This is a genomic window from Emticicia sp. GW821-FHT11C11 (assembly GCF_058808615.1).
Genome location: NZ_JBXARV010000001.1, coordinates 295,517 through 318,264 on the forward strand (window position 1 = coordinate 295,517; position 22,748 = coordinate 318,264).

Annotated in this window: 20 protein-coding genes and 1 tRNA gene; 10 read left to right on the forward strand and 11 right to left on the reverse strand. The window is 40.3% G+C overall.

The genetic code is table 11. The annotated features are described in order from the left end of the window. Positions 1-68 precede the first annotated feature (68 nt). The gene (locus AC1RRY_RS01170) at positions 69-1,052 is read right to left on the reverse strand and encodes a zinc-dependent alcohol dehydrogenase family protein (RefSeq protein WP_492818804.1); all 984 of its coding nucleotides are present in this window, start codon (positions 1,050-1,052) and stop codon (positions 69-71) included. A gap of 113 nt (positions 1,053-1,165) precedes the next feature. Between AC1RRY_RS01170 and AC1RRY_RS01175 the strand changes: the two genes are divergently transcribed. Then, positions 1,166-1,534, forward strand: a complete 369-nt coding sequence (locus tag AC1RRY_RS01175) for a winged helix-turn-helix transcriptional regulator (RefSeq protein WP_492818802.1) — start codon at positions 1,166-1,168, stop codon at positions 1,532-1,534. A 663-nt stretch (positions 1,535-2,197) separates the two neighbouring features. Here AC1RRY_RS01175 and AC1RRY_RS01180 read toward each other — a convergent pair. Both AC1RRY_RS01180 and AC1RRY_RS01185 read right to left on the reverse strand, forming a co-directional pair. After that, complete coding sequence (locus tag AC1RRY_RS01180) at positions 2,198-3,094, reverse strand: hypothetical protein (protein WP_492818800.1); 897 nt, start codon at positions 3,092-3,094, stop codon at positions 2,198-2,200. A gap of 215 nt (positions 3,095-3,309) precedes the next feature. Beyond that, a tRNA-Lys gene (locus AC1RRY_RS01185) sits at positions 3,310-3,382 on the reverse strand. A gap of 192 nt (positions 3,383-3,574) precedes the next feature. On the opposite strand from AC1RRY_RS01185, the gene AC1RRY_RS01190 reads away from it, so the two are divergent. The 8 genes from AC1RRY_RS01190 (at position 3,575) to AC1RRY_RS01225 (ending at position 15,406) form a co-directional block, all read left to right on the forward strand. Then, complete coding sequence (locus AC1RRY_RS01190) at positions 3,575-4,135, forward strand: hypothetical protein (RefSeq protein WP_492818798.1); 561 nt, start codon at positions 3,575-3,577, stop codon at positions 4,133-4,135. A 57-nt stretch (positions 4,136-4,192) separates the two neighbouring features. Next, complete coding sequence (locus AC1RRY_RS01195) at positions 4,193-5,164, forward strand: aldo/keto reductase (protein WP_492818796.1); 972 nt, start codon at positions 4,193-4,195, stop codon at positions 5,162-5,164. A gap of 102 nt (positions 5,165-5,266) precedes the next feature. Further along, positions 5,267-6,037 (forward strand): sulfite exporter TauE/SafE family protein, encoded by a 771-nt coding sequence (locus tag AC1RRY_RS01200; RefSeq protein WP_492818794.1) that lies wholly within the window; start codon positions 5,267-5,269, stop codon positions 6,035-6,037. Between the two features lie 784 nt (positions 6,038-6,821). Next, on the forward strand, positions 6,822-7,904 hold the full coding sequence (locus tag AC1RRY_RS01205) for an efflux RND transporter periplasmic adaptor subunit (protein WP_492818792.1): 1,083 nt from the start codon (positions 6,822-6,824) through the stop codon (positions 7,902-7,904). Between the two features lie 82 nt (positions 7,905-7,986). Continuing rightward, positions 7,987-11,232, forward strand: coding sequence for an efflux RND transporter permease subunit (locus AC1RRY_RS01210; protein WP_492818790.1), 3,246 nt, complete (start codon positions 7,987-7,989; stop codon positions 11,230-11,232). Continuing rightward, positions 11,204-12,631 carry a TolC family protein gene (locus AC1RRY_RS01215; RefSeq protein WP_492818788.1) on the forward strand — a complete coding sequence of 476 codons (1,428 nt, stop codon included), beginning with the start codon at positions 11,204-11,206 and terminating at the stop codon, positions 12,629-12,631. Before AC1RRY_RS01210 ends, AC1RRY_RS01215 begins: the two co-directional genes overlap by 29 nt. A gap of 921 nt (positions 12,632-13,552) precedes the next feature. Next, the gene (locus AC1RRY_RS01220) at positions 13,553-14,161 is read left to right on the forward strand and encodes a helix-turn-helix domain-containing protein (protein ID WP_492818786.1); all 609 of its coding nucleotides are present in this window, start codon (positions 13,553-13,555) and stop codon (positions 14,159-14,161) included. Between the two features lie 114 nt (positions 14,162-14,275). Further along, positions 14,276-15,406, forward strand: coding sequence for a serine hydrolase domain-containing protein (locus AC1RRY_RS01225; RefSeq protein ID WP_492818784.1), 1,131 nt, complete (start codon positions 14,276-14,278; stop codon positions 15,404-15,406). A gap of 124 nt (positions 15,407-15,530) precedes the next feature. On the opposite strand, the gene accC is transcribed toward AC1RRY_RS01225, so the two are convergent. The 8 genes from accC to AC1RRY_RS01265 form a co-directional block, all read right to left on the reverse strand. Next, on the reverse strand, positions 15,531-16,874 hold the full coding sequence (gene accC, locus AC1RRY_RS01230; protein WP_492818782.1) for an acetyl-CoA carboxylase biotin carboxylase subunit: 1,344 nt from the start codon (positions 16,872-16,874) through the stop codon (positions 15,531-15,533). Positions 16,875-16,968: 94 nt separating this feature from the next. Next, entirely contained in the window at positions 16,969-17,451 is a 483-nt protein-coding gene (accB, locus tag AC1RRY_RS01235; protein ID WP_492818780.1) for an acetyl-CoA carboxylase biotin carboxyl carrier protein, read from the reverse strand. Positions 17,452-17,759: 308 nt separating this feature from the next. Then, a complete protein-coding gene (gene efp, locus AC1RRY_RS01240) occupies positions 17,760-18,329 on the reverse strand; it encodes an elongation factor P (RefSeq protein ID WP_492818778.1) in 570 nt (189 codons plus the stop codon). A 33-nt stretch (positions 18,330-18,362) separates the two neighbouring features. Continuing rightward, on the reverse strand, positions 18,363-19,031 hold the full coding sequence (locus AC1RRY_RS01245; protein ID WP_492818776.1) for a hypothetical protein: 669 nt from the start codon (positions 19,029-19,031) through the stop codon (positions 18,363-18,365). Positions 19,032-19,061: 30 nt separating this feature from the next. Next, positions 19,062-20,048: a beta-ketoacyl-ACP synthase III gene (locus tag AC1RRY_RS01250; protein ID WP_492818774.1), complete on the reverse strand. Its 987-nt coding sequence runs from the start codon at positions 20,046-20,048 to the stop codon at positions 19,062-19,064. A gap of 124 nt (positions 20,049-20,172) precedes the next feature. Then, positions 20,173-21,114, reverse strand: coding sequence for a phosphate acyltransferase PlsX (gene plsX / locus AC1RRY_RS01255; RefSeq protein ID WP_492818772.1), 942 nt, complete (start codon positions 21,112-21,114; stop codon positions 20,173-20,175). 97 nt (positions 21,115-21,211) lie between these two features. Continuing rightward, positions 21,212-21,403: a 50S ribosomal protein L32 gene (gene rpmF, locus AC1RRY_RS01260; RefSeq protein ID WP_130021442.1), complete on the reverse strand. Its 192-nt coding sequence runs from the start codon at positions 21,401-21,403 to the stop codon at positions 21,212-21,214. A gap of 71 nt (positions 21,404-21,474) precedes the next feature. Then, positions 21,475-22,035: a YceD family protein gene (locus tag AC1RRY_RS01265; protein WP_492818770.1), complete on the reverse strand. Its 561-nt coding sequence runs from the start codon at positions 22,033-22,035 to the stop codon at positions 21,475-21,477. 62 nt (positions 22,036-22,097) lie between these two features. Between AC1RRY_RS01265 and AC1RRY_RS01270 the strand changes: the two genes are divergently transcribed. Next, positions 22,098-22,745: a phosphatase PAP2 family protein gene (locus AC1RRY_RS01270; protein WP_492818768.1), complete on the forward strand. Its 648-nt coding sequence runs from the start codon at positions 22,098-22,100 to the stop codon at positions 22,743-22,745. The last annotated feature ends 3 nt before the right edge of the window (positions 22,746-22,748 follow it).

The following is a 22,748-nucleotide window of genomic DNA, read 5'->3' on the forward strand; positions in this document are numbered from 1 at the left end:
TTAGGCCTTGACATTTTCCGGATATGTTCAAGTCAAACATATCCGGAAATGCGTTTTAACGTGTTAAATTAATTGGCAGAGGATTTCAAAAGAATCTTACCTTTTCTACCCGACTTTTCAGAGTGATCAATTGCCGATTTGAAGTCTTCAAAAGGGTAGATCGCTTCAACCGGAGGTACAATTTTCTGTTGCGCCAATAGACTCAACACGGACGAAATTACTTCATATTGCTTTTCAGGCGTACTCTGCTTGAACCAGTAAAGGCTCGTATAACCCATTATAGTGAGCATTTTACCAATAATAATGCTGGAGTCAACGGATAGGTTCTGCTGACTTAGTTTAGCAAACAAAATGGCCTCGCCACCAAATTTCAGCGTATTTATTGCCATTGCACCATTTTCTCCGCCAAGAGATTCAAGGACAAAATCAACACCCGCGGCATTGAATCCCGAGACAGCAGTAGCTAAGTTATCCTGTTCAAGATTAATGATATTTTTAGCACCCAGTTGTGCCAACTCTTCCGCCTGATTCGCGTTTCTTACCACAGAAATCAGGTTGAAACCTAAAACAGCTGAATACTGAATCAGTAACCGGCCTATATGGGTGGTAGAAGCGGTATCTAATAACCAGTCGCCTTGCTTAATTTTGAAAATTTCTTTTAGAATAATGTAGCAGGTGAGCGGGTTGGCAATCAAAGCAGCAGATTCGTCTGAAATGTTTTCAGGAAGTGGTAAAAAACTACCTGCTTTACCAACCACTATTTCCTGCCAGGTACCGGCCAACGCCATTGTTAGTACTTTTTGCCCAACCCGGATGTTTTGAACGGCACTTCCTATTTTCTGAACAACGCCTATCCCTTCAAAGCCCGGTGTGTCTGGCAAATCAGGTTTGAAACTATATTTCCCTCTGACAATCAGTAATTCATAGGGATTGATAGGGCGTAAGAGCATTTTAACGGCAATCTCATCGGCTTGAGGTTCAGGAATAGCTTTTTCGACAATTTCCAATACGGTCGTTGGTTCGCCGAAACTTTTAAATTGAATTGCTTTCATAAATATTTTATTTCTTTTAGAGAATGGTCACGATTGACTTTGCAAAAGTAAAGTTATTCTATATATTTGTTATGTACATTCTGAATTGTATTATACTATCTAAAAAGAAAGTAATGAGAAAAGAGAACTCAACGGCCACTATAAACGATAAAAAATTATTGAGCAATTGCCCTTTGCAATTTGCCATGAGCATGATTGAAGGAAAATGGAAAATATTAATTATTGCTTATATTAGTCAGAAAGACAACCGGTTCAGTTTGTTGAAAAAACGACTGCCATCTATTACCGATAAAATGCTCTCGCAGCAATTGAGGGAGCTAGAAGACGATGGCTTAATTAGCCGGCATATTTTTCCTGAAATACCTCCACGTGTTGAGTATACTTTAACCAAAGCATGCGAAAGCCTGGTGCCCGCATTAGAAAAAATTAATGAGTGGGGTATTATTCAAAAAGAACAACAGCAGATGGCGTTATCTGCTTAAACAGTGGTGGGATTCTTTATTAATTTCAGCACCAATAAAAAAGCACTTATAAGAAATATCTCATAAGTGCTTGATTATCAGGTGACCCCGGAGAGGCTCGCACCTTTACTGCCATTGTTTTTGTTCTGGATGGGATATATAGAACGAATACTGCGAAGTAAAGCGATTAAAGCGGCAAAAATTTATAGTCGACTGCTAGCAGTTATCATTGGCCTCAATGGTCTTATCGTAGCGTTTGTCCACATAAAATGGGAGACGGTTTCTTCCATCACCTTACGTACCCAGTTGGAAAATCTCAGCAACAGGAAACGCCCTGTCGAAGTAGATTATGGCAGGTTTAAACGTTCAATAGATGAGAAGCTGGATCATTGGGACATTAAATTTACTGCTGTCCCGCTAAACAAGCGCGTAAGTTGATGAGTGTGGTGAAGGGTTATCCTAATCAGGTATTGTATCGTCAGAAATAGAGGAAATTATTCCCTGACACAGACCCGTCCAATAAGGTAGAATCAAAAAGCAATACGCGGCGTAACTTAAGGGAATGAGGAAACGGCACGTGTTCTTAATCCGGGATCAGGCCGGAATGCGTTAGTGTTGCAATCGATGCATAACGTACCCTGTTTGCTGAGCGAACACGGCTTTCCAGGGCTGGCCGGTAGTTTATTAAATCTCAACGACAGGCATTTCTTTTATTAAATGATATTTGGATGCGTGCTGAGTTAAAGCATAATGCGAACTAAGACACGTTAATACATTTACTTCAGGAAAAATGTCAAGTCCTACATCGTTTCTCATAAAAAACGCATTTGTATTCGGACTGTTAGCGCCGATAAGGCGATAACCTTTTTCTTTAGCAAGTTTCGTGAATGCCATCAGGCTGGCTCCAAAATAACCCTCTCCCTCTACGGTAACTTCGGTTCCAACAAAATCTTTTTTGTACGGGACAGTTACGGATCGATCAGCCGCCCAGCGATTATTATATTCAAGTACGACAACACGTGGACTAATTTCCGTAACAGCCTTCCAAATCCAGAAATCTACTCCGTCGATATCAAGGCTCAACAAATCTATATCGCCTGAAAACCCATTGGATGTGATCAAATCATTAACGCCCTCTGCCGTTACCCATGCATGTACTATTTTCGGGGGTGTTCTGTTAAATTGCCAGGAATCAGTAATTCTATGTTGATAAAATGCTCTGCCCCTTTCTACATTGCTTTTATCGCCATCTATCAACAAAGCATGCCAGCCATGATTTATTATCAAATTAGCCGCATTGCACTCTATACCATCGCCTGACCCAATTTCGACCACTTTCTTAGAGATAGATCCGATGATTGAAAAAATGAAAAGCAATATTCCGTCTTCTCCATTTTGAGAGTAGGAGGAGAATTCGACTATATCAAAGGAAGGCAGATGTTTAGAAGAATTAAGCATCTGTGAATAATTTACCTGGAGATTTACCTGTAAAAGCCTCTCAAGCTTGGTGGTTTTATCAACTTTGAATTTGAATAAAATCCTATGTAAAAGAATCCTTAATTTGTTGAAGGATAGTTTCATTCCGAGATATGTTTTATACTAAGATGGGGCCATTTTTTTAATGATGCAAATCATTGATGATGCGTTGCCGGTAAAACCGTACCTGACAGGTCGGATAAAACTTTCAATCTTCCCGGCTCCCGTAGAGTTCGGGCTGATCCATCAAATGCCCTGGACCGATAAAAATTCATAGAGCATAAAAAGCCCTTTTCGTATATAAAAGGGCTTTTAGCTTGTGACCCCGGAGAGGCTCGAACTCTCGACCCACTGATTAAGAGTCAGTTGCTCTACCAACTGAGCTACGGAGTCTGGTAGTGTGCAAATTTAATTTTTTTTAAACTACTCGTGATATTTAACGTAAAATTATTTTCAGAGCCGGAACAATCTTCTCCGGAACTGCTATATTGCCCGGGACACCAGAGGAATAAGAAAGATTATTCAGTTTTATATAAATTGGTTTCTTTATATTTGTGTATACCTTTCAACTAATTTAACCTGGCAATGATTACCGCACTTTCAAACCTGGCTCATCGATATGCCACGGGTCGTAATATTCTGATTTTCTTTGTATCTCAAATGATAATCTCTGCAGGGGTGTTGCCCTACATGGAAACTATTTTTGATCCACAGAAAGTACTAGGCGTTTTAGATTTAAAATTCGGATTCACTCCCGAGGAAGCCTACAACTTATTATCGGCTTACGGAGAAGAAGGTAGAAAGGCTTACTTCCTTGTGGAAACCTTTATTGATATCATTTACCCGGTTGTTTATACGATTACCAATATATTACTATTAAGTTTTGTATTCAAAAGAGCATTTCCGGCAGATAGTTTCATCCAGAAATTCAATGTTTTTCCGCTTTTAGTCATCATCGGCGATTTAGCTGAAAATGCAGGGATTATTACCATGCTCAATGCTTTCCCGGCAAGGGCAGACCAGGCTGCAAACTTTGCGTCATCGGCAGGGATGTTCAAATGGATTACCTTTGGTATTACCATCGCGTTGTTTTTAACAGGTCTCATAGCATGGATTATCACCTCGCGAAAGAAAAGAAAATCCTGAATTGGCGTTTATTCAAGCATTAATAACCATATAAAATTATCAATTAATACTTATTTTATGGAGTATAGAAGATTCGGACGTACTGGCTGGAATGTCAGTGAAATAGGATACGGTATGTGGGGTCTGGCTGGTTGGACAGGCTCTGATCAGGACGAAGTAGGACAATCGCTTGACCGCTCAGTTGAACTAGGTTGTAATTTTTTCGATACGGCCTGGGGTTATGCTGAGGGCAAAAGTGAAGAGATTTTAGGAAGAGTATTAAAAAAATATGCTGACAGACGTTTGTATGCAGCCACTAAAATTCCACCCAAGAATTTCACGTGGCCGTCAAAATCCCACTTTCTTCTGGAGGATTGTTTCCCTGCCGAGCATATCATTGAATATACCGAGAAAAGTCTGAAAAATATGGCAGTTGATTGCATTGATCTGCAGCAATTTCATGTGTGGGAAGATGCCTGGGCAGGTAACGATGAATGGAAAGAAGCAGTGACCAAATTGAAGCAGGCGGGTAAGGTAAAGCACTTCGGTGTGAGTGTGAATCGCTGGGAGCCAGATAATGTTTTAGAAACTCTTAAAACTGGCCTGATAGACTCAGTGCAGGTGATTTATAACATCTTCGATCAGAATCCGGAAGATAAGCTGTTTCCACTTTGCCGCGAACTCGACATCGCTGTAATTGCCCGGGTACCTTTTGATGAAGGCACGCTTACAGGCTTATTGACCAAAGATACTGTATTCCCTGCCGACGACTGGCGCTCTACTTATTTCGTGCCTGAAAACCTGATTCCGAGTGTCGAACATGCCGATGCACTGAAACCATTGGTACCTGAAGGCCTGACCATGCCTGAAATGGCTCTCCGGTTTATTCTGGGTAATGATGATGTACACACCATTATACCGGGTATGAGAAAGATTCGCCATGTTGATGCCAATATCGGCACCAGTGACGGCAAAAAATTAGATGAAAACCTTCGGCTAAAACTCAAAAGCCATCGTTGGGACAGAACCCCGACTGAGTGGTCGCAATAGTTGGAGAAAGATAATAGGAGAAAGGAGAATGGAGTTCTGCTATGTACTGAATTTCGATGTTTCCCTTTCTCCCTGTTCCTTTTTCCATTCTCCATAAATCCAATGTTCGAAACAACAGTCATTGCCTGTATAGCTGCATTTTTTGCAGGTTTTATAGATTCCATTGTAGGCGGGGGCGGCTTAGTGCAGGTCCCCGCTTTGTTTATATTGTTCCCGCATTATTCCGTTCCTCAGGTGATAGGCACCAATCGCTTTTCGTCTTTCATGGGTACTGCCGTGGCAGGTTATCAGTATGCCAAAAAAGTAAAGATTCCCTGGAAAACCGTAACGTATGCGGGAATAGGTGCAGCTATTATGTCTTACTCAGGCGCTTTGCTGTCAAGCTTAATGAGTGCTAGTATCTTGAAACCAACTATTCTGGTTTTAATGAGTGTAATTGCTATTTATACCTATAGGAAGAAGAACTTGGGTCATGAAGAAAAGCTTCGATTCACTTTGTCGATTGTTCCTTTTTATGGCTTGCTGATAGGTATGGTAACCGGTTTCTATAATGGATTTGTGGGGCCGGGCACAGGAAGCCTGTTAGTGTTTGGCTTTGTAAGTATCATTGGTTACAGTTTCTTGTCGGCTTCGGCCATTTCGAAAGTGATAAATGTAATAGCCGATGTAGCCTCTCTGATTTTCTTTGTCAGCAAAGGTTTTGTGGTGTTTCAGATAGCTCTCCCGATGATGATTTGCAACATGGCAGGAGCTTATGTGGGTAGTAAGATAGCTATTCTGCGAGGGAACTCCTTTGTGCGCATAATATTCCTGATTGTGGTTTTTGGATTGATACTTAGGTTTGGGTATGATGTGGTGAAGCTCTATTATTAATTTAAGGAGCTTGAATCAATCTGAATTCGTTTTTATCAATGCTGTGAGCAGTTAAAATGTCATTAAAAATTTGCGCTCCTACATTTAATTATTCCAATAATTTTTATGCTTTTATAATTGTAATTTATTGATAATCAATAAATTATTGTAAAGCAATATATTGCATTTATCAGAAATCAACAGAGAGTGGTTGATACAACAGTATCAATATTCAAAAATGGTTTAGTAGATTTGTGATAGATATGAAAACCTCGAACAGAAATATTAAAATAAGCCGGGCATTCCAATTATTAGGAATGTTTTGTGGTCTATTCTTAATTACTTCTGTTTTAGTTAAAGGCAGTAGCTTTACTTCTGAAACTGAAAGAATAAATAGTTCTTTCTCTGAGGCAAATCAAGAGAGCTCTCATAATATAGTTTTTCAAGAACCAAGATCCACTCTTCCTTACGATTTTTTATCGGTATTCAGTTCTATAGAAGAATCAGAGCCCACTGACGAAAGTGGGGAGGACGAAACCGTTGAAAGCAATTTCCCGTTACATATACCCTCTTTTAATCATAATTTCTTAAAAAGTTCGTTTGTAAGTTTCAATTTATCTTTTCAGAAACGAATTACGATTCCCTTTTTCTTACTCCACCATTCCTGGAAGATTCCGTTTAATTAATCGGTTTCTTAACGTACTTCTAAGTAAAAATCTATCTTTTTCAAAGGTTTTTAAGGCATTATTTAGTTTGAAAACTTTTTTCAATCAATAGGCTTACATTCTTATTTTTTAAAATATTCATGAAATATTCAATCATTTTTTTAGCAATTGCTGCATTTTATATAGCAGGTTGTAATCATGCTGAGCATACAAAAGAAGAGGAATCAGAGTTTTTAGTAAGTAGCCCGATCAAGGTTGATACTTCTATTAATAAAGAATATGTCTGTCAAATCCGGGCCAGCAATCACATCGAATTACGCTCTTTAGAAAGAGGGTATTTACAAAAAATATTTGTTGATGAAGGTCAGCATATCAGACAAGGCCAACCCATGTTTCAGATTATGCCTCTGGTGTATCAGGCAGAAATGGAAAAGTCGAAGGCTGATGTGGAATACGCTGAAATTGAGTATCAAAATACCAAAATTCTATCCGACCAAAAGATTGTTTCACCTCAAGAACTGGCCTTAGCCAAAGCAAAACTTGACCGTGAAAAAGCTGACTTGAAATTGTCAAGTACTCATCTGGGGCTAACATCTATTAATGCTCCTTTTAGTGGCATAATGGATAAATTCCACATGCGATTAGGAAGTTTGGTAGATGAGGGAGAGCTGCTCACTACACTCTCGGACAACAGTAAACTTTGGGTTTATTTTAATGTTCCGGAAGCTGAATATCTGGACTACGCTGCGCGCATCAAGAAGGAAGGTCCTCAAAAAGTAAAATTAGTCATGGCAAACAATGAAGTTTTTAATCATGACGGTATGTTTGAAACGATTGAGGCAGATTTCAACAATGAAACCGGAAACATCGCTTTTCGTGCCACATTCCCAAACCCAGAAGGCATTTTACGACATGGAGAAACAGGTACAATTCTGATGCCCACATATCTTAAAAATGTTCTTTTGATTCCACAGGGAGCTACTTTTGATATCCTTGATAAAAAATTCGTATTCGTTGTAGATGAAAAAGGCACTGTTCAGACCAGACAAATAACAACTGGTTTAGAAATGCCTCATATTTACGCGGTTACGAGTGGCTTGTCTCCGAACGATAAAATTATAGTTGAAGGTTTACGTAAAGTTAAAAACGGCGACCATATCAAAACTAAATTTAAACCTTATAAGGCAGTTATTGAAGACTTAAAGAACCTTCATGCAGAGTAATTTTTAAATCATCGAAAGCCTTATTGGTTTTAGACGGTGCGATGATTCGCAACCTGTAAGGTATTGACAAAATTCAGAAAAAATGTTTAGCAAATTCATAAAAAGACCAGTCCTGGCTATTGCCATGTCTCTGGCAATCGTCTTTTTGGGGATATTGGCTATTTTTACTCGCCCCATATCTCAATTTCCTGAAATAGCTCCCCCCCGGGTAAATATTTTCATTGAGTTCCCCGGCTCAAATGCTGACGTGCTGGTAAAATCTACCTTGACCATCATGGAGCGTGCCATTAATGGTGTACCCGGCATGCAATACATGATGTCGGACGCCACAAGTGCCAGTGAAGCCACGTTACAGATCGTTTTTGAACCTGGTATTGACCCGACTATTGCCGCTGCTCGTGTAAAAACCCGTGTAGATCAGGTTTGGGCAAACTTACCTGTTCTGGTTCAGCGGGAAGGGGTTATTATTACGCCTGTACAGCCGAGTATGCTTATGTATGTCAACTTCTTTAGTACAGATAAAGAGTATGACCAAAAGTTTTTGTTCAATTATGCCGACAACCTGGTTGTTCCCGAATTACAACGTATAAGCGGTGTAGGTCGTTCTGAGATTGTTGGTAGCAGAGCGTTTGCCATTCGGGTCTGGCTTAATCCGGACAGAATGAGAGCTTACAATATTTCTGCTGATGACGTGCTTAAAGCCATTGATGAACAAAGTGTGTTGGGGCGCCCGGGGCGTGTGGGTTTAAGTTCTGGTAAGGTAGCGCAATCGCTCGAATACGTTTTTACCTATCAGGGTTGGTTTAATAAACCCGAGCAATATAAAGACATCATCATCAGGGCAAATCCGGAAGGTGAAATTTTAAAATTGAAAGATATAGCCAAGGTAGATGTAGGTAGTGAGTTTGTGGATATTTACACCAATAAAGATGGCTATCCTTCTGCTTCATTAGTGTTAAAACAAAATCCCGGAAGTAACTCCAATCAGATTATTGCTGATGTTAAAGCAAAATTGGAAGAATTGAGAAAGAATTTTCCACCGGGGGTTGATTATGAAATCAATTATGATGTTTCGAGCTTTGTAAATGCGTCAATTGACCAGGTTTTACATACGCTTGTAGAAGCTTTTATACTGGTTTCATTAGTGGTATTTCTTTTTCTTGGTGATTTCCGTTCTACCCTCATTCCAACTCTGGCAGTGCCTGTTTCGCTTATCGGAGCATTCGTTTTCATGCAGTTTTTTGGTATTGGTATTAACCTCATTACACTCTTTGCCTTGGTATTGGCAATTGGGGTTGTAGTTGATGATGCCATTGTGGTAGTAGAGGCAGTTCACGTAAAAATGGCAGAAGAGCATTTAACACCCTTCAAAGCTGTACAGAAAGTATTGAGCGAAATCAGTGGGGCAATTATAGCCATTACCTTAATCATGACAGCGGTATTTGTACCGGTAGCATTTATGACAGGTCCGGTGGGTGTGTTGTACAGACAATTCGCCATCACAATGGCTTCTTCTATTGTGCTTTCAGGGGTGGTGGCGCTTACGCTTACACCTGTTTTATGTGCCATGATTCTGAAGAATACGCACGGACAAGCCCGGAAAAAGACACCTATTAATCGGTTTATTGATTGGTTCAATAAGAATTTTGAATGGTTATTAGGCAAATACACCAAATTACTAACCGTAATTGTCAATCGTAGAGTCGTAACCTTTGGGGTATTAATAGTTTTTGCATTGGGTATTATAGGAATTAATACTGTTTTGCCGGCCGGTTTCATACCGGGGGAAGACCAGGGACAAATTTATGCAATTATTCAAACGCCTCCGGGTACTACCCTCGAACGCACGAATAGTGTCTCACTGGAATTACAAAAAATAGCTAAAAACGTTGAAGGGGTAAAATCAGTAACAGCCATGGCAGGCTATGAAATTTTGACCGAAGGCCGAGGTTCTAATGCAGGTACTTGCTTAATTAACCTCAAAGACTGGTCTGAGAGAAAGCAATCTGTAAAAGAGATTATGGAAGAATTGGAAGAACAAACGAAAAATATCGGGGCTGTAGTTGAGTATTTCGAGCCACCAGCTGTACCGGGTTATGGTGCTTCATCAGGTTTTGCAGTTCGATTGTTAGATAAAGGTAGTGAAGTAGATTACCAGAGATTCGATGAGGTAAATAAAGATTTTGTTGCGGCGTTGAGAAAACGAAAAGAACTCACCGGATTATTCAGTTTTTACTCTGCCAACTATCCGCAATACGAATTAATAGTAAATAATGTATTGGCAATGCAAAAAGGGGTTTCGGTGGGTGCTGCCATGGAAAACCTGAACATTATGATTGGTAGTACCTATGAGCAAGGCTTTGTACGTTTCAATAACTATTACAAGGTTTATACTCAGGCTGACCCTTCTTTCAGAAAAGACCCTACAGATATTTTGAACATGTTTGTAAAAAATGACCATGGCGAAATGGTGCCGTATTCATCTTTTATGACCATCAAAAAAACACAGGGACCCAACGAGATTTCCAGATATAACTTATATACATCGGCTCTTATCAATGGTGTACCGGCTCAGGGCTATACATCAGGCGATGCAATTAAGGCGATTCGTGAAGTAGCTGAAAGTACCTTACCCAAAGGCTACGACATAGCCTGGGAAGGGTTGTCATACGATGAGGCCCGTCGCGGAAATGAAGCAATCATTATTTTCCTTGTAGTGGTGTTTTTTGTTTATCTGGTTCTGGCAGCACAGTATGAAAGTTTCATCATGCCTTTGGCTGTTATCCTATCCTTACCACCGGGTATATTCGGCTCTTTTCTGTTATTAAAAGGAATGGGGTTGAGCAATGACGTATTTGCCCAAATCGGTTTGATTATGCTTACAGGTCTTTTGGGTAAAAATGCCGTGTTGATTGTAGAGTTTGCCATACAAAAACGCAATGAAGGTATGACAGTGCTCGAAGCCGCCATTGAAGGGGCAAAGGCACGTTTCAGACCTATCCTGATGACATCCTTTGCATTTATTGCAGGCTTGATACCGCTGGTAAGAGCGCATGGTGCAGGGGCTGTGGGTAACAAAACCATTGGCTCATCTGCTTTGGGTGGGATGTTGTTCGGAACAATTTTCGGGGTCTTAATAGTGCCGGGGCTATACTACATTTTTGGCAAATTGATTGATGGAAGAAAACTTATCAACGATGAAGCCGTAGTAACGCTAAGTGAAGATTTAGTAGAAGGACAAACGGAACTCGGAGAACAAAGTAGACTTAGAAGGTTAATTTCAAAAATATTGAATCAAAATGAAGAACAAAAAAATAAAAAGATATAGTGTCTTTTTGGCTCTGATTGTTGGCTTGGGTAGCTGTAAGGTAGAAAATCTGCCGACTAAAGCAGTTACTAACACACTGCCGGGCAAATACCAACTCAATGCGGATTCGACTAAAGCTGAAAATATTCTCTGGAGAAATTATTTTAGTGATAGTAACCTTGCCGACCTGATTGATGAAGCCCTTAAAAACAACCAGGAGCTGAATATAATGCTTCATGAGATAGAAATCAGCAGAAACGAAATCATGGCAAGAAAAGGAGAATACATGCCATTTGGTTTTGTGACGGCCGGTTTGGGTGCTGAGAAATCAGGACATTATACATGGAACGGGGTTTCGGAAGAAGATGCAAAAACAAGAACGGATAAATTACCGAAGTATATAGGTGAACAATCAGTTTTAGGTACATTTTCGTGGGAACTAGACGTTTGGAAAAAACTGCATAATGCCAAGGATGCTGCCGTAAAAAGGTATTTGTCTGGCATAGAAGGTAGAAATTTTGTAGTTACAAACCTCATTGCCGAAATAGCCAACTCTTATTATGAATTGATAGTGTTGGATAACCAGCTGGAAACGGTACGGCAGAATATTGCTATTCAGAAAGGCGCCCTCCAGATGGTAAAAGTGCAGAAGGATGCCGCAAAATTAAATCAGTTGGCAGTGAATCGGTTTATGGCCCAGGTTTTGAATACTGAAAATCTTCAATTTGAGATTCAGCAGCAAATTGTAGAAACCGAAAACCGGATTAATTTCCTTACGGCAAGAAACCCTCAGCCTGTCAAACGTAATTCTGCTAATCTCAACGATATTCAATTTTTGAAGATTTCTGCCGGAATACCGTCGCAATTATTGAGTAATCGCCCTGATATCCGTCAGGCGGAACAGGAATTAGAGGCCGCAAAATTGGATATTGCTGTGGCAAGAGCCGCTTTCTATCCGAACATCACCCTTCGTGCAGGTATTGGTTTGCAGGCATTTAACCCTGTTTATTTAGTTAATCCTAAATCGCTTGCCTTTAATGTTTTAGGCGATCTGATTGCTCCCATCATCAACAAAAATGCGATTAAGGCAAACTACTATAATGCCAATGAAAAGCAAATTCAGGCAGTATATAAATATGAGCAGACGATCTTAAATGCCTATCTGGAGGTAATGAATCAATTATCAGGTAATAAAAATTACTCTGAAAGTTATGTAACAAAAGCCAATCAGGTAGAAATTCTAAGTAGCTCTGTCGAAATCTCCAATAGCCTTTTCAAATCGGCACGGGCCGATTATACAGAGGTTTTGTTAACGCAACGCGAGGCTCTTGAGGCAAAAATGGAATTGCTCGAGATTAAGAAAAAACAACTCAATGCCGAAGTAAATATCTATAAAGCATTAGGTGGAGGTTGGAAGTAATTGATGGGTATAACAAGACCGTATAAGAAGGGATTGTCTCAAAAAGGACAGTCCCTTCGTTTTTTACGCCCACTTGGGCGAGAAGTTTATCCTAAGCGTGTGATGGGGATATGAAGGGGCAGTAGAAGGAAGCCCAGGTAAGCGTACGATAGAAGCATTTGTTGCCTATTGTCAGTCTTGTCACCATACAATACAAATGCGGTAATGGTGCGGTATAGTGACAATACTAACCGCAAGATGAATATACTTGAAAATTTATTTTGAGATTAAATGTCGCAGATGGGTCTACGGTGACTATAGAAATAATTATCTATCTTTGCTAAATGAATGAATCTAAGGCGATTACAAATTAGTGTGCGAATCATGGTTTGGAATTCTGACGTATGGCTGCAAGTTACATCTATGATACTCGTATTTGTCTCATTGCTCCTCGCGATTTTTCTGACTACGGTTGAATCAAAAAATAAAAAAGGGAATATATGCCTTGCCATTTACCTGCTTATAAATGCTTTAGATTACTCATCCTTTTTTTATCACTCTTTTACCAAATTATCTCCCATACTTGAAATGATCCGGATTGATCTGGGATCATTCTTAAAATACCCTTTTCTTTTCTTCTTTGTGCTGAGTGTTCTCTATTCAGATTTTAAGCTGCGGCTACGACATTTGCTGCACTCGATTCCTTTCCTTATAAATACACTAATTTTGTTGCCCCGATTTTATCTGGTAAACAGTGCAAGTAAAGTTCGGTTTTTTAATGATCATATGCATTCCTTTGAGGGTACCTTTACGATTGCTCTCTCTACAATCCAGTTTTTATTCTACATCGTTTATATATTTGTACTATTAGCCCGCTACAAAACAATCCTTCTCGAAAATTATTCGCAATTCGTCAGAGTCAATTATTCTTGGTTACTGCGAATGAATTTGTTTTTGCTCGTGTTATTTACTTCGTCCTTAACTCACAATATCTACAGATGGGGCTTTGACAGAGGTGCAGTTACCGAATACCGCCTGATTATGGTTGTCGTTCATCTGGGATTTATATGCTGGCTGATATTAAAGGCCATGTATGGTCCGGCTTATTTTTCAGGCATCGAGTCTAAATTAACCCCCGTTTCAAGTTATCTGCCTGTATCGGATGTGACTACCGGAAATTCATCTGATAAAGAAATTCCTGAAGAATTAATGTCGCAGATTACCATGCTTCGTAATCATATGCTAGACAAGCAGCCTTTTTTAGATCCTGACCTAACCATAAAAGAGTTGGCCCGACAAATGGGATCCGACACCAAAGCAACCTCACTTTTAATAAATCACACGCTGAATCAGAATTTTTATGATTTTATCAATCACTATAGGATTCAGAAAGCCGTTGAAATGCTGAGAGATCCTGTTAACAGAAAAATGACAGTCCTTGAAATCCTTTATCACGTAGGGTTCAATTCGAAGTCCTCATTCAACACATCCTTTAAAAAGCATACCGGATATACCCCAACCGAATTTAGAAAGCAGCATCAGGATGCTTGAGTCGACTGAATATTATTCGAACCATTTTTCATTGGAAAAAAGCGTTCGACTAATTTATCCGGACGTTTGCAGATTATTTTCTTGCCAGTTTTGCATAGAACTAAAATTATTGATATGAAAAACAAATGGACAAAGAAGAATACTCTGCTTTCTATGGCTGCTTTGATAGTCTGTAGCATTTCTGTTGCAAACGCCCAAAAGGCTTCACTAGACAAGCCCTTGACCCGACGACTAGAAATGATCATTGACAGTACAATGAAGCAAAACAACATTCCCGCTATCTCTGTCGGAATCGTTAAACATGGCAGACTGGTTTATGCCGGCGGCTTTGGTGTGGCGGACAGGGAGAAAAACACTCCCGTAAATGAACATTCGCTATACCAGATAGGGTCGGATACCAAAAAATTCACAGCTATCATTGTAAAGAACTTAATAGCCCAAGGCAAACTTTCATTAGAGATGCCGGTTACGTCATACCTGGGAAATGTACTTACCCATGAAAGCTCGGACAAGCTGTCAACGATCACATTACAGATGCTGCTCACACATACGTCAGGAGTGCCAAACCGCGAACCAAGCAACCGAAGAGTAGATGGAGATCCGATGACTATCGAATTTACCGAACAAGATCTGATCGCAGATTTGAATAGTATGAAACTGGACTTTCAACCCGGTACCAAATTTAACTACTCCAACTTTGGCTACGCGATTATAGGGTACATCTGCGAAATAGTGACCGGACAGACATACGCGGACCTGGTAAAAACCTATGTTACAAACAAATACCATATGCTCAATACCACGATCTCACCTACAATCAGGCAATCAAAACGAATCGCATGGCCTTACAGAAAAGATAATAGAGGGATAAAATCGAGACCCTGGACGATGGGTAAAATGGCTCCTGCAGGTGGTATTTATTCAAATGTAGTTGATATTTCACAATTGATGATTAAGCAGATGAACGCTTATCAGGAGTTTCAGGAAAGCAAAAGAGGGGATAGTCTGCTTATACTTACGAAGAATATAGCAGAGGGACATTACGGATTTGGCTTTGTAAAGACTGTAGATAGTATTGGCATCCGCTATGGACACGGGGGCGACTTAGATGGATATGCAAGCGGGTATGTCTTTTTGCCCCAAAAAACTGTCGGTCTTATACTACTAACTTCCAGTGGCGGACGATGGCTGGCAAGACTTGAAAAACAGATTGTAACCGAGTTGGCGAATGCGAAAAAGCAGTAACATCAAATCGCAGCCTGCATTTAGCGTATAAAGCAGCTAAATTCTTCAAATCATCTAAAAAGTGGTGAGTGAGAAAACTTAAGAAATAGGCCGCCTCAAACTATTTTGAGACGGCCTATTTATTTTATAAATCGCTGAAATCGAAGCTTTCTAAGAATTTGGTAGTAAACATACCCGACTTGAATTGTTCGTCGTCCATCAACTTGATATGGAACGGAATAGTGGTTTTTATTCCTTCAATCACAAACTCCTGCAAAGCACGTTTCATACGTGTTATTACCTCTTCTCTCGACTGCCCCGTTACAATCAGTTTGGCAATCATAGAGTCGTAGTTCGAAGGGATTGTATAACCTGCATACACGTGGCTGTCAATCCTTACACCGTGTCCACCCGGCAAATGAAGATTGGTTATTTTACCAGGAGACGGACGGAAACCATTTCTTGGATCTTCGGCATTGATACGGCATTCCATAGCATATAGCTTAGGGAAATAGTTCTTACCTGAAATAGGAACTCCCGCAGCCACTTTTATCTGCTCTTTAATCAGATCGAAATCGGTTACTTCTTCTGTAATAGGGTGTTCTACCTGTATACGGGTATTCATTTCCATAAAGTAAAACTTACCGTATTTATCTACCAGAAATTCGATAGTTCCGGCGCCTTCATAACCAATGGCTGCCGCACCCTTAATGGCTGCTTCACCCATTTGTTCACGTAATTCCTGAGATACGATAGGAGAAGGTGTTTCCTCTACCAGTTTCTGGTGTCTGCGTTGAATTGAACAGTCACGCTCCGAAAGGTGGCATACTTTGCCGTATTGATCACCCACAACCTGAATTTCGATGTGGCGGGGTTCTTCTACAAATTTCTCCAGATATAAACCATCGTTGCCGAAAGCTGCGCCTGATTCCATTTTGGCATCATCCCATGCTTTCTCAAATTCGCTTTCTTCTTTAATGATACGCATACCACGGCCACCACCTCCGGCAGTTGCTTTAACAATAACCGGATAGCCGATTTCGGCAGCTATTTTCTTGCCTTGTTCTACCGACTCTAACAAGCCCTCAGAGCCCGGAATAACCGGTACGCCCGAATCTCTCATGGTTGCTTTGGCCGTGGCTTTGTCACCCATGTAGTTGATTTGTTCGGCAGTAGCGCCTATAAACTTAATACCGTATTCGGCACAGATTCTTGAAAATTCAGCATTTTCAGATAAGAAACCATAACCCGGATGTATGGCGTCTGCATTGGTGATTTCTGCCGCAGAAATAATATTCGGAATATTCAGATAAGACTGCTTGCTTACTGCAGGCCCGATACAAACGGCCTCATCAGCGAAGCGCACATGTAAACTGTCGCGATCGGCAGTTGAGTAAACAGCCACCGTTTTTATGCCCATCTCCCGACACGTTCTGATGATTCTCAGGGCTATTTCGCCACGGTTGGCTATAAGTATTTTCTTGAACATATAGTTTCAATTAGGTGTTGTAAGCGTTTTGGCTACTGAACCAATTAACAATCTTTACAAAAAAATGTTAAAATGCCATTTGCTGGGAAACTCATTAAGGCTCAACCAAAAATAATGGTTGGTCAAACTCAACAGGAGTGGCGTTGTCAACCAATATTTTTACAATTTTTCCTGATATTTCAGATTCAATTTCATTAAACAGCTTCATTGCTTCAATAATGCAAACAACTTTTCCGCTAGAGATCTCATCGCCTACTTCTACAAACGATGGCTTATCCGGACCGGCAGAGCGATAGAATGTACCTATCATCGGAGATTTGATTGTTATCAGATTGCTTGCAGGGGCAGCTGGCTGTGCGGCCGGCGTAGCCGGTTGAGCGGCTGTGGCAGCAGAAGCAGGTGCCGGAGCAGAAACAGGAGCCTGTGCTACAGGTGCAGCAGCTTGTTGAACAGCTACCGGCGCTACATTTGAATAGCGTTTAATAGCCAGTTTTAACTCCGATGTTTCGATATTTACTTCATCTAGCCCTGATTGCGCAATAAAATCAATCAGTTTCTGAATGTCTTTTGTTTCCATGAAGGGTAAAGATTTGTCGTTTTAAATGAGTATAGTTTGTTTGGTTACAGAAGTATTTTAAAAACTGTCACTCTCCATGCGGCTGTTCCGGTACTTTCCGGAAAACAGACCTCGTGTTTTAATTATACTCCTTCCGTTCTAAAAGAGAAAAACGCATGGTTATTCTTCTGCAAAAGTAAACATAAAGACGACACACACAAAGAAATCCGGAATGTATGGGCTTGATTTAAGGATTAAAAAACTCTTAGAATCAGATTCATTTCACTTCCTGTTTCTATAAAATGCGATGTCGTCTTTTATAAAATATCTTATTTCTCTTTTACTCTGGAGTCATATTCGTAACTGGTAGTATTTACGCGAATCAACTCATCATTTTCAATAAACAGAGGTACCTTTATAGTTGCTCCGGTTTCTACAGTAGCCGGTTTCGATGGGCTGTTGGCGGTATCGCCTCTTACACCCGGTTCGGTATAAGTAACGCGTAGCTCTACATAGGCCGGTAACTCAACACTAAGAATAGTTTCAGTTTCGGCATGAACCAGAATATCTACCTGCTGGCCTTCTTTCATCAGGTCGGCTTGTGGCACCAGTTTTTCTTCTATATTTATTTGTTCGAATGTTTCAATTTCCATGAAATTGAAACCTGTTTCGTCCTTATAAAGAAACTGGTATTGTCTTTTTTCTATTCTTGCTGTAGTTATACTAACGCCCGAGTTAAAAGTATTGTCAATTACTCTTCCTGTACGAAGATTCCTGAGTTTAGTTCTAACAAAAGCTGGTCCTTTGCCGGGTTTTACGTGCTGGAATTCTACAATTGTGTAGAGGTCATTATTCCATTCCATACAAAGGCCATTTCTAAAGTCTGCTGTTGTTGCCATTACTGATCAGTAAGCTTAATTATCAAATAGTTATTATCGTTCAAAATTAAAGACTACGCTTATAAAAGGCATGAGCGGGGTTTCATATCTGAAACGTCCGAAGTCAACATCCTTTCTGTTTTTGCGGTAGCGGGCACTATATTCACTAAATAGAAGACTTACTCCTACTTTGATGGTCAGTTCTTCCTGAGGCCTGAAACCAATATAAACTTCATTATTCGTAGTGCCTTTTTGTCCTAAACCCAGGTTATAAAATGTAGGGCTGGCATTTAATGAGTCCAGCTTTAAACCGGATTTATTGTTAACAATGAGCGAATCTCTCCTTTTACCAAATGCGATACCCACAATGTCAAAATTAGCACCTATCAGTATTTTTCTTGTTCTCAGCTCTAAAATAAGCGGAATATTAAGTGCATTGGTATTTGCTCTGGGATAGGGCCTGAAACTCACTGCTTCATTTTTTGTTTCAAAACCTTCATAGGCTCTTCCGGTGGCAAAAAAGGTAGTTAATCTTAAACCTGTTCCAACAGCAAAATTAACTTTTTTGCCCATTACCAGGGTTTGGTTATACATGATCGATGGGGCTGCCATTTTTTTGTCATAGCCATAACCTACTGATAAATTTTCAATAACTCTTAATCGTTGAGAAAAAGAGTCTTTAAGCCCTAAAAGCATTAAAGCTAAAATGAGTATTTTCTTCATGTCTTACCTTTTAGAGAAAATTCATTAGTGTTAATATGCCCACTTAACGTAAGCAGAGCCCCAAGTGAAACCTCCGCCAAAAGCTGCCAGAATCAAATTATCTCCTTTATTGATTTGTTTTTCATAATCAAAAAGGCAAAGAGGAATTGTACCTGCGGTGGTGTTACCGTAATTCTGGATATTAAGCATCACCTTTTCGTCACCGATCCCCATGCGGCGGGCGGTGGCATCGATGATACGTTTATTTGCCTGATGCGGAACCAACCATGCCACATCATCGCCGGTAAGGTTGTTACGCTCCATAATTTCGGCCGAGATATCTGCCATATTCGTTACTGCAAATTTGAATACGGATGGCCCTTCCTGATGAATGTAATGCAATCTCTGGTCTACTGTTTCATGGCTGGCGGGGAAGCGGCTTCCACCTCCTTTCATAATCAGATGATTCTCACCCGTTCCGTCAGAACGCAGTTGAAAATCCATTAAACCGTGCTCTTCAGTGGTAGGTTCCAGCATTACAGCACCTGCACCATCGCCAAACAATACACAGGTTGTACGGTCAGTATAATCTACAATAGCAGACATCTTGTCGGCACCTATTACAATTACTTTTTTATATTTTCCCGATTCAATAAACTGAGAACCGATTGATAACGCATATAAAAATCCTGAACATGCTGCCAGAATATCAAAGCTGCCAATGGTAGGAATACCGCATTGAGTACATACCAGATTGGCTGTTGAAGGAAACATGTAGTCGGGGGTTACCGTCGCACATATTACCAGTTCTACTTCTTCAGGTTTAGTGTTTGTTTTCTGGAGGAGGCCTCTAACGGCTTCAGATGCCATGTGAGAGGTAGCAAGACCGTCTCCACGTTGAATATGGCGTTGTTTGATACCTGTCCGGGTAGTTATCCACTCGTCACTGGTTTCCACAATCTTAGATAAGTCTTCGTTTGTCAAAACATCTTCTGGCACATAGCCATGAACACCCGTGATAGCTGCTCTAAGTTTCATTGTACAATTTTTTCCAACTCCGTAGAATCTAAGGTTCAGTTCCCTCAACGGAGTCAGTTTATCAGTGGGAAAAGTATCTTTAAATATCAATAGACAAACCTTAGAGTCGAAACGCTCCGGCTTGTCAGTCTTCGTATGCTGCTACAATATGCTCAGTCACCTTTGATTCGACCTGACGCTTTGCCAGTAAAATCATATTTTTGATGGCCTCCGGGCTTGAAATACCATGAGCTACAATTACGTTGCCCTTGATACCGATAATCGGACTGCCACCGCCTACTTCATAATTCATGCGGTCTATCAAAGGATCTTTAATGCCTCTTCCGGCAGAGTAGTCATACAACGACTCACCCATTTTAAAAATCACATTGCCGGTAAAGCCTTCGGTAACAATTACGTCAGCCTTGCCGTCAAACAGGTCACGTCCTTCCACGTTACCTATAAAATTTATCTTTTTGTTGATTTTTAATAACTGATAAGCCGCCTGAACAACTGTAGAACCTTTTTGTTCTTCTTCGCCAATATTAAGTAAGGCTACTTTGGGGCGTTCTATACCAAAAGAGAATCGGGCATATAATGAACCCAGTTCTGCAAATTCGGCCAGTACTTCCGGTTTGCAGTCGGCATTAGCGCCTATATCGAGCATAAGGCTGTATCCACCATTTTTAAGCGGAAAAAAACCGGCGATCGGCGGGCGTTGAATGTTGCCTACGGTTTTGAGCGTAAACAACGAGCCCACCATCATAGCACCTGTGTTTCCGGCGCTACAAAAGGCATCTACCTGCTTTTCTTTTAAAAGTTTAAACCCAACTCCAATACTGGAATTGGGTTTCTGAGAAAATGCCCTGGTGGGATGCTCACTCATCTCGATAATGTCGTCGGCATTAACCATTTCAATAGCATGAGCAGGATATTCTAATGTTCTTAAAATATCTAACATAACGCTCTGTTTTCCTACCAATACTATTTTAGTACCTTCGGGCAAATGATTAGCAGCTAATACGGCACCTTCGACAATGGCTTTGGGAGCGTAATCTCCTCCCATAGCATCAACGGCAATTTTCATAAAGGGTTTTCTTTAGTGAATAAATAGGAGCTTGCTTCTGAATGGTTGTCAAGAACTTATCCTTTTCAATAAATCAAAATCAAGTAGTTACGAAAAATTACGCTTTTTCGTAGCTTTCAACCACTAATTTGCCTTTATAATACAAGTTTCCTTCGAATACGTGCGCACGGTGACGCAGGTGGATTTCACCTGTTGTTGCATCTACCGCCAATGCTTTGGTCGACAAAGCGTCATGCGTTCTACGTTTATCTCTTCTGGTTGTCGAATGTCTTCGTTTTGGATGTGCCATTTTTCAAATTAATTTAATTAATAAGCCCTTTTGTAAGAGTCCTATTAATATTTCTGTACTTTATATTTATCTTAATTTTGTCCGTCTTTATTGTTTCCGTCTTTCGCACTTTTCAGCGCAAACAGCGCTGCCCAGCGTGGGTCAATTTCTTCCTCTGCGGCTTCTCCTTCTACCTCTTCGTCTGTTGAATAGATAAACGTGTCATCATCATCTTCTTCATTCCTGAACCTGGGGTGAAGTTTCTTCATAGGAAGCGAAACCCCGATAAAGTCATAAATATGCTGAGCCAGATTAATAGTTGCAGTGTTCAGAGGAATCATCTCCAGTTCGTCGGTGATTTCTTCGTGTCGGTCACCAAACTTAAAGATGTACTTTTCTTTAATATGAACAGGCTCATTAAAAGGCTCAAGACTTCTGTCGCATGTCAGCCCTATTTCGCCGTCAATATCTAAAAACAACTGTATAAATGTTGAGTTCTTATCAAGAATCACATGGGCTTTAAAATGGCCGCTAGTGATAATATCTTGCTCGAAAAACTCAAAAAACTCATTGCCTCCTTCAAATTCGTATATATAACGTTTATTTTCGAGGCCCTGAATGTGAATGTCATATTTTGATAATACCTTGCTCACGTTTTCACAGAAAGGTTGCAAATTTACTGCTAATTTTGGAATTAAGAAAGTTTTTATACAAAATGCTTAAAATTCTTAGAGATCATCGTTTGTTTTTTACTCTGTTTTTTCTGTGGCTCATTGTTCTGGGCTGTTTGCAGATAGCTTATTCACCTACCGAGATGATGTTTTGGGTCAACCGACACCATAACTCTTTTCTTGACACGCTCTTTAGCCTTATTACCCTGTTAGGGGAAGACGGCTTCTGGCTGGCACCTCTGGCGGTCTATCTGTATCAGTATTTTAAAGAGAAAAAAGACGTAAAAAACAAAGCAATAATGCTTATAATTATTTGGATTACCAAAGGAATTGTATCGGTTGCTCTGAAAAATCTTTTTAATCTGCCAAGGCCTATGGAGGTCTATGAGCATGGCGGACGAGCCATTCATGTTATTGAAGGTCTGCCAATACACCATTGGCAGAGTTTCCCGTCAGGGCATACCTTTACTGCGTTTGCGTTTGCATTTTATTTCATGCTGGTGGACAAAAATAATACACTTGGTTTTTTGTGGCTGGGGCTGGCTGCGCTGGTAGGATACTCAAGAGTATACTTATTTCAGCATTTTCCGAGAGATGTTTTTGCGGGGAGTATATTGGGAGTGGCATTGGTGTTAGGGATTGTGATTCTCTTTAAAGCAAACAAATGGCTTGGCAATGAAACCTCCGGATAAGCG